Source organism: Streptococcus sp. ST14, from assembly GCF_046098195.1.
Taxonomy (GTDB): Bacteria; Bacillota; Bacilli; order Lactobacillales; family Streptococcaceae; genus Streptococcus.
In genome coordinates this window covers 83,863-101,324 of record NZ_JBJUSF010000003.1, presented here as the reverse complement: position 1 = coordinate 101,324, position 17,462 = coordinate 83,863, and the positions used below count along the sequence as shown (strand labels likewise).

Here is a 17,462-nt window from a genome sequence, read left to right as displayed (position 1 = left end):
AGGTTGCTCAAAATACCGTTTTGAGGTTGTGGATAGAACTGACGAAGTCAGTAACACATATACGATAAGCCGACGCTGACGTGGTTTGAATTTGATTTTTGAAGAGTATAAAAATAAAAATAGGCAAAGACCTAGTCCTGCCCATTTCTTATCTACTTGATAATACCGTCAATGCTAAGGCAATGGCTAGCCAGAAAAAGACTAAAATACCTGTCAAACGTTGCATCACAGCTTCAAAACCACGCGCTTTACTACGTTCAAACAAATCACCTGAGCTGGCATCAAATACATTGCTGGATTGGTTCTTAGTTGGTTGCATGAAAATCGCAATCACAATCACAACAGATAATACTAATAAAATGGTTAATAATAGGTTATACATATCAAACTCCTTAAAATCCCTATTATTTTACCATAAATTCTACTTAGATTCAAGATGTAAAGTTACTTTTCTTTCCTTTGGACAATATTTTAACACCTCAATCTTGTCTGGATGGGTTTTGGAGTTCTTACTGGTTAGATAATTCATGCTGCCACAAGAGGAGCACTTGAGATTGATTTTTACTCGCACTAGATTTCCTTTACTTTTAATAATGATCTAAATTGCACTAAGTTACATAAACAACTGAAAGCTACACAGGCTGCTGTCGCATAAAAGACAGCATGGTAGCCCAAATATCCTGCAACTGCGGATCCCGCCATAGGTCCGATCACTCCACCAAGGTAAAAAAAGACTTGGTTGAAGGCGAAAATCCTTGAAATACCTGATTTTGGAGTCATTTTGCTGAGAAGGGCATTGACTCCTGGTATGAGAGCACCTGTTCCCAAACCAAAGAGAAAACGATACAAGCCAAGTTGAAGGGGGCTGGTTGCATGGGCACAAAGTAGGTAAATGATGACGGAATAAATCTGCGCTGCAACTAACAATCTATGATTCCCTACCTTATCGCCAAGTCTTCCTAGAATTCCAGCACTCATCATGCTAGAAAAGCCCATGCTGGATACGATTAATCCTGATACAAAGAGGAGATTCTCAGTCTGCCCTAAGTCCCGCACATAGAGAGCTAGAATGGGACCAATTGATTGAGCTGAAAATTGAATGACGAAGCTCGTCAAAAATAGATTCACTAAAAGCCTAGGATACTTGAAAGAAGAAAATACTTCTTTCGTTGGGATAGCCTTCTCCTTAGCCACTGGTTGAAAATCTTCCTTGATAAAGAAAATGGTTAGGATTGCAGCTAAAAATAAGAAAGCACCTACCAATAAAAAGACATTACGAATGCCAAAAATTTCAGCAATAAAGCCTCCAACAAAGGGGCCCGTCAGTGTTCCCGCAACTACACCTGTAGATAGAGTCCCCAGAGCCGCTCCAGACTTATCTTTCGGTACCTGACTAGCAATCAAGGCTGTTGCATTGGGGACAAAACCAGTAAATACACCATTGAGCAAGCGCAAAAAGAGTAGCCAATAGATATTTGGCACGAAGGCCAAACCTCCCATCGTAATGGTCATGGCAAGACCTGCTCGAATCATCATGGGTTTTCGACCGTACTTGTCAGCAAGAATACCCCAGATGGGAGAAACTAGAGCTGCTGAAACAGCCGAAACTGAGATGGCTAATCCAGCATAAAAAGCAACTTGGTCTCCTTCAATTCCCAACTGCTCCACAAAGATAGGCATGAAAGGAACGACCAAGGAAATGCTGGCGCCCGTTAGAAAACTACCGAACCAGGCGACACGAAGATTCTCTTTCCAACTAATCTCTTGCACAGCTATCGCCTCCTTCAAGTAACTTCACTACTTGAGCCACAAGCTGATCACGACTGCCATTATTATCTAGTATATGACTCGCTAATTTTTTCTTTTCTTCTAAAGACCATTGGGCGGCCAAACGGGACTCTGCTACTTCCTTAGAAAGATGATCCCGTTTCATGAAACGTTCTATTTGGATATCACGATCCACATAGACCAGCCACGTTTCATCAAACCAGTTGGCGTAGTCCTGTTCAAAAAGTAGGGGAATATCCATGAAAAAAACTGTTTCTGTCTGAGCTAACTGGTCTCTCAGTGCAGCCAATTCCTCACGAATAATCTCCCCTTGGGTTTGTTTAGACCATTCCCGCTCCTCAGGATTTGAGAAGATGAGACTAGCTAGGAGAGGGCGATTGAGTTCTCCATTTTCTAAGATAATTTCCTGCCCAAAGTGCTGAACTAAGAGCTGATAAAGACGACCACCAGGTTTTTGTAGCTGGTGGACGACTGCGTCAGCATCCACCACTTGAAAACCTTTCTCTCTTAGGAAATTTGTTACAGTTGACTTACCAGAGGCAATTCCTCCTGTGATTCCAATGATTTTTCCCATCAGTCCCTCCTTTGACACTGAGGACAAAAATGAGTTCCTCGTCCACCGAGCTGGAATTTCTCAATCACTGCCCCACAGCGGGAACACGCTTGTCCAGTCTTATCATAGACCTGATGGAAGTCCTGCATGGTTCCGTCTTCCCCAAAGGCATTGGTATAGGTACGAATGGTGGAGCCGCCTTTTTCAACAGCCTGCCCCAAAACAGCAATGGTCTGGTCATGAATAGCTGTCGCTTCTTCTGCTGTCAAAGTCTGGGAAGGTCTTGCTGGATGAACCTGAGCTCGCCAGAGAACCTCATCCACATAGATATTGCCAAGGCCAGCTACCAAGGTCTGGTCTAGGAGATGGGATTTGATAGGCTTTTTAGACTTGGATAGAGCAGCTTGAAAGACCTGCAAATCAAAGTCCTGCTCTCTTGGCTCAGGCCCTAGTTTTTTAGATACAAAGTAGGCATCCAAAAGGTCGGGTGCCAGCAGTTCCATAGTACCAAACTTGCGTACGTCCTCATATACAAGAGTGCCGCCATCCTCAAAATGGAAGAAAACATGGGCGTGTTTACGTTCTGGAACTTGGTCCGGATAGTAAAAATACTTTCCCTCCATCCGCAGATGGGAAATCAAGACCTTGTCTGTCAAGTAGAAAAGCAAATATTTTCCACGACGCCCCATGGACTCAATTACTTGACCAGGCACTTCCTTTTGAAACTCTTTCAAATCCGTCTTGATCATCTTGGGATAAGTAATCTCTATATTAGAAATCTTCTTTCCCAAGATCAATTTTTCTAAGCCACGACGAACCGTTTCAACCTCAGGTAATTCAGGCATAAATCCTCCTTCTGTAAAAACAAGAAGCAGGCATGAGCCCACCTCTACTTAGTATTCTTTTTCATTATAGCCAAAGTCAGCCAAATCTAGCTTTTTATCACGCCAGTTTTTCTTGACCTTGACCCAAGTTTCTAGGAAAACCTTGTCCCCTAGCATGAGTTCGATATCACGACGGGCCATGGTCCCTATTTTCTTGAGCATAGCGCCACCTTTTCCGATGATAATTCCTTTTTGGCTATCACGCTCGACCATGATAGTTGCACGAATGTGAACCTTGTCTGTCTCTTCATCCCGTTTCATAGAGTCAACCACTACGGCAACTGAGTGTGGAATCTCTTCACGTGTCAAATGAAGAACCTTCTCACGAATCATTTCTGAAACCAAGAAACGCTCAGGATGATCTGTGATTTGATCAGCTGGGAAATACTGGAACCCTTCCTCTAGATTTTCACTCAAAATATCGATTAGACGAGAAACGTTATTTCCCTGAAGAGCTGAGATAGGAACGATTTCCTTGAAGTCCATCTGGTTACGGAAGTCATCAATCTGAGACAAAAGCTGGTCTGGATGAACCTTGTCAATCTTATTCACCACCAGAATCACAGGAACCTTGGCAGCTTTCAGACGCTCGATAATCATGTCGTCGCCCTTACCACGTGGCTCATCAGCTGGCACCATGAATAGAACCGTATCCACTTCACGCAGAGTACTATATGCAGATTCCACCATGAAATCTCCAAGAGCCGTCTTAGGCTTGTGAATTCCTGGTGTGTCAATAAAGACGATTTGCTCCTTATCCGTTGTGTAAATCCCCATGATTTTATTGCGCGTTGTTTGCGCTTTGTCACTCATAATGGCAATCTTTTGCCCCATGACGTGATTCAAAAAGGTTGACTTCCCAACATTGGGACGTCCCAAAATAGCTACAAAGCCTGATTTAAATGTCATAATTTCCTCTTATTGTTTAAAATAATAAATCCCAAATGCGTGGGAGAAAGATAAGTGCACCAATCACTGCAGCAAGAAGGGAAACCACAAGTACGGCACCTGCTGCCATGTCCTTGGCTTTCTTTGCCAACATAGAAAAGTGATAGTGACTGGCTAGATCCACCACATTTTCAATAGCAGAGTTAATAATTTCAAAGGCTACTACCAAGAAAATGCTCATTAGGAGAAAGAGCCATTCAATGCGTGACACCTGAAAAACAAAACCTGCAAGGATGACTACTAGAGCCGTCACTGCATGTTTTCGCATATTGCGTTCTTCCTTGAAAGCAGTCAGAATTCCTGTAAGAGAAAATTCTAAACTGGATACCAGGTCACGATTTTTCCATTTTCGTTTATTGTCTTGTGAGTCCATAGGCTGTCAAAATTTCTTCTTGTAAACCGAACATCTCCGCTTCTTCTTCCGGAGTGTAGTGATCATAGCCGTTAATGTGTAAAAAGCCGTGTACTGCCAAGAAGCCCATCTCACGCTCAAAGCTGTGACCGTATTCCTCAGCCTGCTCATGCGCTTTATCGATAGAGATGAACAGTTCCCCAATATAAGCATCAAACTCAGACATCATCTCTGCCAATTCAGGATTTTCAAGCAAATCTTCTTCATCAAAGGCAATGTCCAACTCTGGTTTATACTCAAGGCTGATGACATCTGTCGGACGATCTGTATCACGGTACTCCAGATTGAGTTCGTGGCTACGCTCGTTGGTCACAAAAGTGACTGCCATCTCCTTGTCTTCTTTTCCTATTTTTTGGGCTGCAAATTCCAAAATTTCTTGGGTTTGTTGCAAGATTTCTTGTGAAACTTGACCAGTTTCATCTACCATTTCAATATACATGTACTTCTCGATTCTCTTTACTTGGCTTTATTATACCATATTTCCATGATTTTATTCTACCTTTTTGATATAATACTATGGAATACAATCACAAGGAGAGAACGATGTCATTTGACGGATTTTTTTTACACCACATGGTTGAGGAATTGAGAAGCGAGTTGGTCAATGGTCGCATCCAGAAAATCAATCAACCTTTTGAACAAGAGTTGGTCTTGCAAATCCGCAGCAATCGCCAAAGCCATCGCCTGCTCCTCTCTGCCCATCCTGTTTTTGGGCGCATCCAGCTAACCCAAACGACTTTTGAAAATCCAGCCCAACCTTCGACTTTTATCATGGTTTTGAGAAAGTATTTGCAGGGTGCCCTGATTGAGTCAATTGAGCAAATCGAAAATGACCGTATTGTGGAAATCACGGTTTCCAATAAAAACGAGATTGGAGACCATATTCAGGCGACTCTCATTATCGAAATCATGGGTAAACACAGCAATATTCTCCTCGTGGATAAAAGTAGCCATAAAATCCTCGAAGTCATCAAACACGTCGGCTTTTCACAAAATAGCTACCGCACCTTACTTCCAGGATCGACCTATATCGCTCCGCCAAGTACCGAGTCTCTCAATCCTTTTACTATCAAGGATGAAAAGCTCTTTGAAATCCTACAAACCCAAGAACTAACAGCAAAAAATCTTCAAAGCCTCTTTCAAGGTTTAGGACGCGATACAGCAAATGAATTGGAAAACATTCTTGTCAGTGATAAACTGTCTACTTTCCGTAACTTTTTCAATCAAAAAACCAAGCCATGCTTAACAGAGACTTCCTTCAGTCCAGTTCCTTTTGCGAATCGTGTAGGAGAGCCTTTTGCCAGTCTTTCGGATCTCTTAGATACCTATTATAAGGATAAAGCCGAGCGCGACCGCGTTAAACAGCAAGCCAGTGAACTCATTCGTCGTGTTGAAAATGAGCTTCAAAAAAATCGCCATAAGCTTAAAAAACAAGAAAAAGAGTTACTAGCGACAGACAATGCTGAAGAATTTCGCCAAAAAGGAGAATTGTTGACAACCTTCCTCCACCAAGTGCCTAATGACCAAGATCAGGTTACCTTGGACAACTACTACACCAATCAACCTATCACCATCGCGCTTGATAAGGCCTTGAGTCCCAGCCAAAATGCCCAACGCTATTTTAAACGTTACCAGAAACTCAAAGAAGCTGTCAAATACCTGACTGAGTTGATCGAAGAAACCAATGCGACCATTCTTTATCTGGAAAGTGTCGAGATTGTGCTCAACCAAGCTGGACTGGAAGAAATCGCTGAAATCCGTGAAGAACTGATCCAAACAGGCTTTATCCGTAGAAGACAGCGAGAGAAAATCCACAAGCGCAAAAAACCAGAACAGTATCTGGCTAGTGATGGCAAGACCATCATCTATGTTGGACGAAACAATCTGCAAAACGAGGAATTGACCTTTAAAATGGCCCGCAAGGAAGAACTCTGGTTCCATGCCAAGGACATCCCTGGAAGCCACGTCGTCATCTCAGGAAATCTCAATCCTTCTGACGAAGTCAAGACAGATGCGGCTGAATTAGCTGCCTACTTCTCCAAAGGTCGCTTGTCAAATCTCGTGCAAGTGGATATGATTGAAGTCAAGAAACTCAATAAACCAACTGGTGGCAAACCTGGCTTTGTAACCTACACAGGACAAAAGACCCTCCGCGTTACACCAGACCCAGAAAAAATCGCATCTATGAAAAAATCCTGATTTCAATTGAAATCAGGATTTTCTTTTACATTTTACTCTGCAATCAAGGTTTCCAAACCAACCTTCATCATATCGGTGAAGGTATTTTGGCGTTCTTCTGCAGTGGTGTCTTCATCTGGATTGACCAAACTATCAGAAATGGTCATGATAGCAAGTGCATCAACGTGATGTTGGGCTGCTAAGTAGTAAAGAGCTGCTGCTTCCATTTCCACAGCCTTGACTCCCCATTTACCAAGTTCGATGTTCTTTTCAAAGTAGTTTGAATAAAAGACATCTGATGACAAAACGTTTCCAACGTGGGTGGTCATACCAAGTTCTTTAGCGATATGGTAGGCCTTGTCAAGCAAATCAAAGCTAGCGATTTGTGGGAAATCATACTGTGGCCAGTCGTTACGGATGATGTTTGAGTTGGTTGCAGCTGCTTGCGCCAAAACCAATTCACGGACGTGGACATCTTCATTCAAAGAACCAGCAGTTCCCACACGGATTAATTTTTTCACACCGTAGTCTACAATCAACTCACGCGCATAAATCGAAATGGATGGCATTCCCATCCCAGTTCCCATGACCGATACACGGTGACCCTTGTACGTACCAGTGTAGCCAAACATGTTACGCACTTCGTTAAAACAAACAGCATCTTCAAGGAAATTCTCAGCGATAAATTTCGCACGAAGAGGATCCCCCGGAAGAAGAATTTTATCAGCAATTTCACCCTGCTTAGCAGCAATATGGATAGACATAATATAAGATACCAAACCCGTCAAAAAGCGAAGGGAAAATAGGAGTTGGGTGCAGTGAGCGATGCTCGCTAGACCAACTATCTTTTTCCCACCGCTTTTAGGGTGGGTTCAATTCCTTTCTTTCTTGATTTTAAATTTAAATATTTCACAGAACAATTAGCCCGAGTTTGACTATAACTCAGATACTCTGCCTTTCTGTAGTTCCTAGTTTACCAATGAATCTAAAAATGCATACAGTTTTGCATTCATTTCAGAATAATCGTTTCCACGTAATTCTTCTGGTGTTTGAACAAAAGGCAACTTTTCACTTTGCTCTCTTAATTTCTCCTCACCATCCGCAGCAATCAATAATTCTACTGCGTCTGGATCAAATTCCAAATGAGCCTGAAAGGCATAATGTTTTGGACTGAAGCGAATAATTTGGCGTGGACAACCTTGACTGGTCGCCAAGACGACAGCTTCATCTGTCAGCCCTGGCATATCACCGTGCCAGTGGCCGGTTTCTATGGTTTCTCCGAACAAGCTGACATGAGGATCTGTTAGACCTTGCATCGTCAATGTCACAGGATAAACGCCGATCTCGCGCTCAGGACTGTGCTCATACTCCGCACCATAGGCAACAGACAGGAGTTGCGCACCAAGACAGACACCAACAATATAAATATCTGCTGCAATCGCTTCTTTCATAAAAGCAAGCTCAGCCTTTGGATCATAGTATGGGAAGTTTTCTCTATCCTCATCAGGTGATTGAGGACCACCCATGACAATCAGAAAATCAATCCCGTCAATTGTTTCAGGAAGAGGTTCTTTTTCATAAACCTTTGTTGATGTAATTTGATGACCTCGTTCTATAGCCCATTTTAGATATGCGCCTGGAACCTCAAATGTCTCATGTAAAATAAAGTGAACTCTCATGACATTACAATTCAGCAAGAATCGCTTTAAGCAAGCCTTTGAAATCACCTTTGACACGTTCAGTCACTTCTACAACTTCCTCGTGGTTGAGTTCTTCTTGGAAACCAGCAGCATGGTTCGTAATACATGAAATACCGAGAACTTTCAAGCCTGAGTGGGCGGCCACAATAACTTCAGGAACAGTGGACATACCAACTGCATCTGCTCCCAATGTCTTATAGGCACGAATCTCTGCTGGGGTTTCATAAGTCGGACCTGTTACACCAATATAGACACCTTCATCAAGCTTGATACCGAGTTTTTTAGCCACTTCATGGGCAGTAGCACGGTATTCTGGAGTGTAGGCTTTAGACATATCTGGGAAACGTGGACCAAAATCATCCAAGTTTTCACCCATCAATGGGTTTTGCCCCGTCATATTAATATGGTCTGAGATAGCCATCAAGGTACCAGGACCAAATCCAATACCTCCAGCTGCATTGGTTACAATGACACCTTCACATCCGAGAACTTTCATCACACGTACTGGGAAAGTCACGACTTCCAGAGGATTTCCCTCGTAGAAATGGAAACGACCTTGAAGAGCCAAGACTTTTCGACCTGCAAGGTCACCATATACCAATTTACCAGCGTGACCAACTACTGTAGAGCGACCCCAGTTTGGAATCTCAGCATAGTCTACTACAACTGGATTTTCGATTTCTTCTGCCAATTCTCCAAGTCCTGATCCAAGGATTAGACCGAACTCAGGCGCTTGGATTCCCTTGTCTTTCAGGAAAGCAGCTGTTTCCTTGATCTTATCTAAAAATGTCATTCTGTGTCTCCTTTATTATTTTTTAGCATTTGACCGATTTTGTCAAAGGTTTTTGCATTGCGAATGGTGATGTTGCGATAAAAAGGCATCTTGAGCAAGTACTTGTGATAGGCAGTTGCATAGTAGGATTCTTCAGAAAATTTCCCCCAGAAAATCCCATGTTTTCCAAAATGAACCACTTCATCTTTCAGTTCCAAACTGTTCACTTTCTCGATGACTTGATCCACATCCAAGCTCTCCGTGTAGAAGAGGACATCTTTTCGAGCCAGGTCTTTGGTCCACCAATCTGGCAGATTCTCCAGCTCTGCTTCATAATCTTCCTGACTCAGCAAAGAAAAGCTCTGAATAAATGGATAATGGACTTCAAAGAAAGCCTCTAACTTTTCAACCAATCGGGCTTTGGGGTCTGTCGAAGTAAAGAAAATATTGCCACTGTTGATGTAGGTCTCAAGCTTTTCCAGTCCCAACTCTGTCAGTTCTTGACGAAGTTGCGCCATGACAACCTTATTTTTCCCACCGACATTAATGCCCCGAACAAGTAAAGCATATTGCGTCATCTTATACCAATTTATCTAAGAAACTTTCACCAATCATGGCAGTTTCAACACCAAAGTTATCCGCAACTGTTGCTGAGATATCTGCAAAATGTCCAACTGGAATGACACCATTTCCCTTAAAGCTAGGGCTGTAAGCTAAAAGTGGGATATATTCACGAGTATGGTCTGTTCCTGCATAAGTTGGGTCATTTCCATGGTCCGCAGTAATCAAGAGAAGGTCGTTCTCTCTCATGGCAGCGATAATTTCAGGCAAGCGCTCATCGAACTCATGCAAGCAATCACGGTAACCATGAGCATTGCGGCGGTGGCCGTAAAGGGCATCAAAGTCAACTAAGTTTGTGAAGGAGAATCCTTTTTCAAACTCAGCAAGTCCCATAGTCTTCAATAATGTATCAATTCCGTGGCTGTTTGACTTGTTGTGGCCCATGTCATGATTGATACCAGCACCGTTAAAGATATCGTTGATTTTACCAACAGCGTAAGTATCGATACCAGCTTCGTTCAATTTATCCAAAACAGTTGGAGCAAATGGAGAAACGGCCAAGTCACGACGATTTGCTGTACGAGTGAAGTTACCTGGCTCACCAACATATGGACGGGCAATGATACGACCTAAAAGGGCAGGACGCTCAAGGGTAATCGAACGAGCGTATTCACAGATACGGTACAATTCATCCAAAGGAATGATGTCTTCGTGGGCAGCAATTTGCAAAACAGGGTCAGCTGAAGTATAGATAATCAACTCTCCAGTTTCCATTTGACGTGGTCCGAAATCATCGATAACAGCCGTACCTGAGTAAGGTTTGTTGGCTTCACGAATGACCTTACGTCCTGAAAATTCTTCGATTTTTGTCAGGATTTCTTCTGGGAATCCGTTCCAGAAAGTATCGAAAGGCTCGGTAATGTTGAGTCCCATGATTTCCCAGTGACCAGTCATGGTATCTTTACCAAGGGAAACTTCTTCCAATTTTGTTGCATAACCTGTTGGATTGCTTTCAGCTGGTACAGTCTTTAGAGGAGTTTCACGAGGAATATTTCCTAGACCGATTTTAGCCATGTTTGGCACATTCAAACCAACTGTTTTAGAAATATGTCCCAGCGTGTCAGAAGCACCGTCTGGAACCCCTGCATTGACAAAGTTATTGGCATCTGGTGCAGCACCGATTCCCACAGAATCCAGTACCACCAAGTGAATCCGATTAAATTTTGACATAGTCTGTCTCCTTATTATGTTGATTAGTTTGCTTTTGTTGAAGTTAAAATCTGAACACCATCTCGTCCCGCTACGATGACCTTATCCACCATTTGGTTAAACAAGCCGTGCTCTACGACACCAACGACATGGTCCAATTCTTGTCCGAAAGTAATCGGATCTTCAATGACATCCAAGGCTAGGTCAATGATAAAGTTCTGCATATCGGTCACAAAACGTTGGCCGTCTTTTTCACGGAAACTTGGTTTGTAGCCAGCTCGCTTAAACCGACGAAAGACCTGTTCTGCACCATACTGAACCACTTCTACAGGCAATTTAAAAGCACCTAGTTTCTTGACCAGTTTGCTTTCATCGACCACCCAAATGTATTCTTTTGAGGGCGTTGCGACAACCTTCTCCATCAGAAGGGCACCACCACCGCCTTTGATTCCGTTAAACTGGCTATCTACTTCATCCGCCCCGTCAACTGTCACATCGACAAAGTCTACTTGATCAATCGACTTGAGCGGGATGTTTAGTCCTTCAGCCTGTTTACTGGTCACACTGGAAGTCGTTACAGCAGTAATCTGCAAACCTTCTTCCTTGATCCGACGACCTACTTCCTCTACGAAATAGTAGGCAGTTGATCCAGTACCGAGTCCAACAACCATACCATCCTTGACAAACTCAGCAGCCTTGATACCTGCCATCTTTTTCAGATTCTCCACTTAAACACCTCCATTAAAGAGCTATTTTTATTATAACATGTATCCGTTTTTATTTCATGGATACACTGGAAAAACCCGAACATTTTTATTTCGGGTTTTGGTGTCCTATTTAACCATATCAGGATCGTAATCATAGAATCCTGTGTCGAGGAAACGGTTTTTAGGGTGTAACTTGCGTACTTCCTCGTCTAACAAGAAGGCTTGGTCATGACTGAAATTCCCCTCTTGAATCAAGCTACGCGCTTGGATAAAGAGCTTAGCAATTTCTACAAAATTCTGACCAGGGGTGTAAAGTCCTTCAAGTTTCCAATGAGTAAAACCATGCTCCACCAATTCTGTCAATTTGGTCATCAAATCAAGGTCATTGTTGGCAAAGATGTGAGTCCCATGATTGTCTTCAAAGATAGAGTAATGGCTCTCAGGGTCACTCGGTTCTGCCAAGAAGAGGTCCCGCTTACGCGTCTTTTCATCATCGATATGCGTAAAGTTATAGTAGTTTTGTAAGAGCGGACGCTTAGAATGGTGAATGACACTAGCACCATAAACCAAGACTTCAGCAGGAATTTCCAAAATCTCTGGCATCTTGAAGAGTTCAGCAGATGGAATTTCTCGCGCCAAAACAGCTTCTGATGCTCCTGCCTTTTGACCCCAGAAGTTAATCTGACGACTGCTTGTCACCATAGTTGAAGCATCGTAAATGGTTTTAAAGGAATAGCCATCACGGTTGACCACATAAAAGACACCTGCATCCCCAACAGTAATATAGTCTGTCTTGATTTCTTCCAAGAAGTCTAGGAAGGGCTTGATACGGTCCATCATGTCTTGGTGCATGAGGGCGTTGACTGCAACGATCAATTCCTTACCCGCATCATGAACGAGCTTAGCGATGGTGCGCAACTCTTCATAACTAAAGGTCGTTGGCAGACGAAGTCCAAAATCTTTCTCACCAACGTAGATACGATCTACGCCGGCTTCGAGTAGTTGTTCAACTTGTTCAATACTTTCAGCAGTTGCTGTAATGATAATCTTTTCCATAAGAAAAATTATACCACATTTCTCAAAAATCAGCTATGGTTACTGAGAGTTTCAGAAAAAGTTAAACTTGTTTCTATCTTTCCCAATCAAAAAAGTGAACGCTAACCTGTACCGTCCACTCTCTTTATTATACTTGTGTTTTTTCAACTAGGTGGCCATCATTCATAACATAAATACGATCAACCTTATCAAGAAGACGAGTATCATGCGTAATCATAACAACTCCTCTACCTTGTTCGTGGGCAATGGCAGCCAACATCTCTGTTACTTGATAGGCACGCTCAGTGTCAAGACTGGCTGTCGGCTCATCTGCAAGCACGATGCTTGGATTGTTATAGAGCGCTCTAGCTATCGCCGCACGTTGACGTTCACCACCCGATAGAGCTTTGGGATAATGATTTTGAACTTTTTCCAAATCCAACAAGTCAAACAGCTCTTTTCGGTCACTTTTACTATTTTTTCCCTTATCTAGTCTGTCTATCAAATCCAGCTGTTCCTTGACCGTTAGAAAAGGAATTAAGTTTGAAGCCTGGAGAATGAAACCAAACTCTCTAAAACGGAGATCTGTTTTTTCCTTCTCCGTCAAACTGCCTGTTTCCTTCCCTTTGACTAGAATCTTTCCACTCGATGCTTCCTGAAGTTGTCCTAGAGTTGTTAGAAAGGTCGTCTTTCCAGAGCCAGAGGGCCCAACGATAGCTACGAACTCTCCCGCATTTAGCTGAAAATTCGTCTCATGCAGGGCTACGACTTTCATCTTTCCTTCCCCGTAAGTTTTTGTCACTTGATTCATTTCTATCAATGTTGTCATACTATTCTCCTTATCACTCTGCAATCGCAGTAATCGGGTCCACCTTTAGCAAGCGTGGAAGTGAAATGACACCACCTAGAAGGGCCATCAAGGAAATTACCAAACTTAGGACAGAATAGGCTATCCAACTTGGATAGAAAAAGAAGGTAGCTGGTAAGACTAAAATCACTCCTCCGATTGCCAGCAAGGCTAAAGCAATCCCCATACCAGCTAGGAGGAAGATTTGACAGAACAGAGACCATACAATGGTTTTGATCTGTATCCCTTGAGCTCGCATTATTCCATAAAGACCTAGTTTTTGGATGGTAATGATATAAACAAAAATCCCCACAATCAAGCCTGTGATAACAATCATAGCGAGAATCATTCCTGAAAATACATTAACCTGAGGTGTGTAACCAGGAATTTTCGAAATCATTTTTGGAATGGAAATCTGTTTCAGTCCGTCGCCAGTCACTTCTATGTCATTTTTCAATACCAAGGCAGAGATGGAACGATTGGCTTTCAAGGTTCCTTGTAAGGTCCAATAAGTTGTCAGGCTCGTAAAGACAACAGGCTCGGTGAAAAATTTATTTCCTTGAGTCAGGCCTACAATCTTGTAACTTGAATCGCTTCCATTGAGCTGAATGGCATCGCCTAGCTTCATCCCATAGTTCTCAAAAGACTGGTCCACGACAACCTCATCATCTCCTTCAGGATAACGACCTTCCGTCAAACTAGGAGAGATAAAAGCGTCCCAGTCTTGAGCAAAAATGGAAACATTGACCTTTTCACTACCATCGACTAGATTGGTTACAGCGAACATATAGCCCAGGGGAGCAGCCTCTTCAGAACTCTTATCCTTGTAGTCCTTTTCAGGAATAAAGGATGCTGTCAAATTATCATTTGCGTAGTCGGATAAAACGACACCCGTTGCTTGCCAATTATCAATAGCGGCCCGGTTGTTTCGCACAAGACCGAGAGCTAGACTGGTCATAAAAAAGACCATAAAAGCGATAAGAAAAATGGTAGTTAGAATCAAACTATATCGAAGTTTGTTTCGTAATATCTCTTTGATAGCAAGATACATGCTTATCTCCTTTAACATTTCCCAGAGGTAGCAAGAATGCCACCCAGTCCAATAGACAGAATCTCTGTCTTATCATCCATTCAAAACAACTCCTATCAATACTCTTCAAAAGTATTCAGGTAGCAACTTAACAAATCATCTTAGGAAAAAGCCTCAGCTTGCTATCAATTTATATAAGTTATCCTTACCTTTCTCAGTATATTTATAATATAGAAAGTTAGGTCATCTGTTTTTAAGTGTAACATCCATGCTATCATTTTCTCTAGTGGGTGTCAAGAAGAGCGACTTAGAGGATGATAAGAGACTTTAGTGTTTTTGTAACAATCCTGTAATAATTCTCTGCATAAAAAATGATAAAATAGTTATGTACTGTTAAGGAGAGAATCATGTCCGCAAGAAAACTAGAAGCTTATGAGTTTGAACAAGCTCCCGAATCGAAACAAACTCCGCTTTACCAAGATTACACACCAGAAGCCCCAGTCGGCCCTAACCTAAAAGAGATTTTATTTTTTGTAAATATCGCTTGTTTCTGTATTTTTATGGCACTTTTTAGTTTTATCTTTTTAGCCTTAAAATTGAACACAGCTTTATCATTTGTTGCTGCAATGGGTCTTAGTTTCGCCCTTTTACAACTTCAAAGAAAGATAATCAAACGAAAATTTTCAAAATAAAGGTTGGTACTACTACCAGCCTCTTTTCTAGTTATCAAAAAAGACAGTTATCTAACTGTCTTTTTATTTATTCTTACGTTTTGAAGGAGATTGGATAGCGATTTTAACTTCAAAAATTGTTCCTCTAGGTTTGTTATCTTTGACGCTAATCGTTCCTCGTAAGGCATCTACGATCTGCTTGGCCAAAGATAATCCAAGACCAAAGCCACCTTTCTGGCGGGTTCTCGCCTTGTCTACACGGTAAAATCGATCAAAGATTTTCTTCTTATCAGTAGCTGAGATTCCAATTCCATTATCCGTTACTGTTAGATAGAGGTGACGATCTGTAGCATGAACTACAAACTCAATTTTCCCATCTTCTTCAGTATACTTGATGGCATTGTCAAATAAGATGGTCATGAGCTGTTTTAGGAGTAACTGATCTGTCATGAAGGGACGATAAATCCGATTTTCATAGTCAAAAATACGATCATTTTCAGAAGCAATCAACTCATAGTTAGCAAAGGTCGTCTTAAAGAACTGTGGTGATACTTCTGCTATTTCTGGTTTAATTCCATCATCGCGACGTGCAAGGTTGAGAAGATTGGTCGTGAGGAAGCGCATGTTGCGAACTTCTTCAAGACTGGAAGCGATACTTTCGCTGGATTCCATAATCGTTGCCTCTGGTTTTCGAAAGAGATTTTCTAAACGATTTTGTAAAACAGCCAAAGGCGTTCTCAGTTCGTGACTGGCATTTTCAACAAAGGACTTCTGCTTTTGCATACTTTCCAGCAGCGGTTTGACACTGACACGTGCCAAGTAAACACTGGCAATTAAAGACAGGAGCCAGAAACTAGCCATCACTACAACAATTAAATGCTCGTGGTTTTGGCTGATTTGCTCGAGCTGACTAGTATTGATTAAAACCGTCGCATATTTGACATTGCTTGATACGGAGGAAGAATTGGTTTCCATCAAGATCATCCGATAGGTTTCTTCCTGACCGTAGCTATTGACAACTTGGATTTGGCGAATGTGATTCAACTCCTTTTTGTCCAGCTTGATCTTGTCCAAACCTAAAAAACGATTGCCCAGTAAGAGTTGGTTAAAATCCTTGTCAAAGAGCAAGACTTCCGTATTGGAGCTGACATTGGGCTTGATTTCAGCCTTGTTGGCATCCGCTGTTGCTGGTTGAATATCCTTGACCTCTTCAGTTGCCCGATTCAGGGCTAACTGGATAACAGCTTGGGGACTGCTACTAAGAGCTTGGAGTTTTTCATCTACAGAAGTGTAGAGACTCGAGTGCATGACCTGGAGGATAATCAAGGTCATAGCAGAGAAGATCAGTGTGAACACTCCAAAGTTTCGAATGAAATAGCTGAAATCATCTGCATACCATGTTTTTTTTAGTTTATTGAACATCTTTTAAAATATACCCGACACTACGCAAGGTTTGAAGATTTTCAGCAAAGGCTGTTCCCTTCAATTTCTTACGAACTTTTGAGACATAGACTTCTACAACGGAAATCGTCGTATCGCTATCAAATCCCCATAGACGGTCAAAAATTTGCGTCTTGGGAAGAATAACATTTTGATTTTGAAGGAAGTAAACCAATAACTCAAACTCTTTTCCGAGTAGTTCCACAGGCGTGTCTTCCACCTTCACTTCATTCGTTGAAAGGTTGACGACAATATCCCCATAGGTCAAGGTGTTTTCGTTAAACTTACCTGAACGTTTGAGAAGGGCTTGAATCCGCATTTTGAGTTCTTCTAGATAGAAAGGTTTGGTGAGGTAGTCATCCGCTCCCAACTCAAAACCATGACCCTTGTCATCCAAACTTTCCTTAGCGGTCATGATAAGGACAGGGGTTGTAATTCCTTTTTCACGCAATTCTTTCAAAACTTGGAAGCCATTTTTTTCAGGCAACATCAGGTCAAGCAGAATCAAGTCATAAACACCACTCTCTGCTTCGTAGAGCCCCTCTTCTCCATCAAAGACCTGCATGACATCTGCAAAATCATCTAAAAAGTCAAATACTGAGTTTGACAGACCTAGGTCATCTTCTACTAATAAGATTTTTATCATCAGAAACTCCTCCTTGTTATGATTATTATACCAAAATTGCCTTAAAAAAACTCAACTCTCTCTTCTTTTCAGATAGAAAGT

Annotated in this window: 21 protein-coding genes; 2 read left to right on the top strand and 19 right to left on the bottom strand. The window is 42.0% G+C overall.

The features are described 5' to 3' along the window. Positions 1 to 148: 148 nt before the first annotated feature. Genes secG through ybeY form a run of 8 tightly spaced genes read right to left on the bottom strand, consistent with a single transcriptional unit; the run spans position 149 to position 5,024 of the window. Positions 149 to 382, bottom strand: a complete 234-nt coding sequence (secG, locus tag ACIY19_RS01905; protein ID WP_000282517.1) for a preprotein translocase subunit SecG — start codon at positions 380 to 382, stop codon at positions 149 to 151. 39 nt (positions 383 to 421) lie between these two features. Then, positions 422 to 571 carry a 50S ribosomal protein L33 gene (gene rpmG, locus ACIY19_RS01900; protein ID WP_007519517.1) on the bottom strand — a complete coding sequence of 50 codons (150 nt, stop codon included), beginning with the start codon at positions 569 to 571 and terminating at the stop codon, positions 422 to 424. Next, complete coding sequence (locus ACIY19_RS01895; RefSeq protein ID WP_409002551.1) at positions 571 to 1,770, bottom strand: multidrug efflux MFS transporter; 1,200 nt, start codon at positions 1,768 to 1,770, stop codon at positions 571 to 573. Before ACIY19_RS01895 ends, rpmG begins: the two co-directional genes overlap by 1 nt. After that, entirely contained in the window at positions 1,757 to 2,362 is a 606-nt protein-coding gene (coaE, locus tag ACIY19_RS01890) for a dephospho-CoA kinase (protein ID WP_409002550.1), read from the bottom strand. Before coaE ends, ACIY19_RS01895 begins: the two co-directional genes overlap by 14 nt. Continuing rightward, positions 2,362 to 3,186, bottom strand: coding sequence for a DNA-formamidopyrimidine glycosylase (gene mutM, locus ACIY19_RS01885; protein WP_001114611.1), 825 nt, complete (start codon positions 3,184 to 3,186; stop codon positions 2,362 to 2,364). Before mutM ends, coaE begins: the two co-directional genes overlap by 1 nt. 48 nt (positions 3,187 to 3,234) lie before the next feature. Continuing rightward, on the bottom strand, positions 3,235 to 4,134 hold the full coding sequence (era, locus tag ACIY19_RS01880) for a GTPase Era (protein ID WP_000143280.1): 900 nt from the start codon (positions 4,132 to 4,134) through the stop codon (positions 3,235 to 3,237). Between the two features lie 16 nt (positions 4,135 to 4,150). After that, the gene (locus ACIY19_RS01875) at positions 4,151 to 4,546 is read right to left on the bottom strand and encodes a diacylglycerol kinase family protein (protein ID WP_000378187.1); all 396 of its coding nucleotides are present in this window, start codon (positions 4,544 to 4,546) and stop codon (positions 4,151 to 4,153) included. Then, positions 4,527 to 5,024, bottom strand: coding sequence for an rRNA maturation RNase YbeY (ybeY, locus tag ACIY19_RS01870; RefSeq protein ID WP_000275169.1), 498 nt, complete (start codon positions 5,022 to 5,024; stop codon positions 4,527 to 4,529). The genes ACIY19_RS01875 and ybeY overlap by 20 nt, the downstream gene beginning before the upstream one ends. Positions 5,025 to 5,128: 104 nt before the next feature. Between ybeY and pavA the strand changes: the two genes are divergently transcribed. Beyond that, positions 5,129 to 6,784, top strand: a complete 1,656-nt coding sequence (pavA, locus tag ACIY19_RS01865) for an Rqc2 family fibronectin-binding protein PavA (RefSeq protein ID WP_409002549.1) — start codon at positions 5,129 to 5,131, stop codon at positions 6,782 to 6,784. A 32-nt stretch (positions 6,785 to 6,816) separates the two neighbouring features. Here the strand turns inward: pavA and deoD are convergent, their stop codons facing one another. The 9 genes from deoD to ACIY19_RS01820 form a co-directional block, all read right to left on the bottom strand. Then, a complete protein-coding gene (deoD, locus tag ACIY19_RS01860; RefSeq protein WP_000022080.1) occupies positions 6,817 to 7,527 on the bottom strand; it encodes a purine-nucleoside phosphorylase in 711 nt (236 codons plus the stop codon). A gap of 204 nt (positions 7,528 to 7,731) precedes the next feature. Further along, on the bottom strand, positions 7,732 to 8,442 hold the full coding sequence (locus ACIY19_RS01855; RefSeq protein WP_409002548.1) for a type 1 glutamine amidotransferase: 711 nt from the start codon (positions 8,440 to 8,442) through the stop codon (positions 7,732 to 7,734). Between the two features lie 4 nt (positions 8,443 to 8,446). Continuing rightward, entirely contained in the window at positions 8,447 to 9,256 is an 810-nt protein-coding gene (locus tag ACIY19_RS01850; RefSeq protein ID WP_125847259.1) for a purine-nucleoside phosphorylase, read from the bottom strand. After that, positions 9,253 to 9,813 (bottom strand): DUF1697 domain-containing protein, encoded by a 561-nt coding sequence (locus ACIY19_RS01845; RefSeq protein ID WP_409002547.1) that lies wholly within the window; start codon positions 9,811 to 9,813, stop codon positions 9,253 to 9,255. Before ACIY19_RS01845 ends, ACIY19_RS01850 begins: the two co-directional genes overlap by 4 nt. Before the next feature lies 1 nt (position 9,814). After that, the gene (locus ACIY19_RS01840; RefSeq protein WP_000033119.1) at positions 9,815 to 11,026 is read right to left on the bottom strand and encodes a phosphopentomutase; all 1,212 of its coding nucleotides are present in this window, start codon (positions 11,024 to 11,026) and stop codon (positions 9,815 to 9,817) included. Positions 11,027 to 11,049: 23 nt separating this feature from the next. Beyond that, on the bottom strand, positions 11,050 to 11,733 hold the full coding sequence (rpiA, locus tag ACIY19_RS01835) for a ribose-5-phosphate isomerase RpiA (RefSeq protein WP_268702496.1): 684 nt from the start codon (positions 11,731 to 11,733) through the stop codon (positions 11,050 to 11,052). Positions 11,734 to 11,838: 105 nt separating this feature from the next. After that, a complete protein-coding gene (locus ACIY19_RS01830) occupies positions 11,839 to 12,768 on the bottom strand; it encodes a peptidase U32 family protein (RefSeq protein WP_049518552.1) in 930 nt (309 codons plus the stop codon). A gap of 127 nt (positions 12,769 to 12,895) precedes the next feature. Further along, entirely contained in the window at positions 12,896 to 13,576 is a 681-nt protein-coding gene (locus tag ACIY19_RS01825; protein WP_409002546.1) for an ABC transporter ATP-binding protein, read from the bottom strand. Between the two features lie 13 nt (positions 13,577 to 13,589). Next, the gene (locus tag ACIY19_RS01820) at positions 13,590 to 14,645 is read right to left on the bottom strand and encodes an ABC transporter permease (protein WP_049479725.1); all 1,056 of its coding nucleotides are present in this window, start codon (positions 14,643 to 14,645) and stop codon (positions 13,590 to 13,592) included. 386 nt (positions 14,646 to 15,031) lie between these two features. Between ACIY19_RS01820 and ACIY19_RS01815 the strand changes: the two genes are divergently transcribed. Beyond that, on the top strand, positions 15,032 to 15,316 hold the full coding sequence (locus tag ACIY19_RS01815; RefSeq protein WP_049479726.1) for a DUF3270 domain-containing protein: 285 nt from the start codon (positions 15,032 to 15,034) through the stop codon (positions 15,314 to 15,316). Between the two features lie 63 nt (positions 15,317 to 15,379). Here the strand turns inward: ACIY19_RS01815 and ACIY19_RS01810 are convergent, their stop codons facing one another. After that, a complete protein-coding gene (locus ACIY19_RS01810) occupies positions 15,380 to 16,717 on the bottom strand; it encodes a sensor histidine kinase (protein ID WP_409002545.1) in 1,338 nt (445 codons plus the stop codon). Then, complete coding sequence (gene ciaR / locus ACIY19_RS01805; protein ID WP_000590630.1) at positions 16,707 to 17,381, bottom strand: two-component system response regulator CiaR; 675 nt, start codon at positions 17,379 to 17,381, stop codon at positions 16,707 to 16,709. Before ciaR ends, ACIY19_RS01810 begins: the two co-directional genes overlap by 11 nt. Between the last annotated feature and the right edge of the window lie 81 nt (positions 17,382 to 17,462).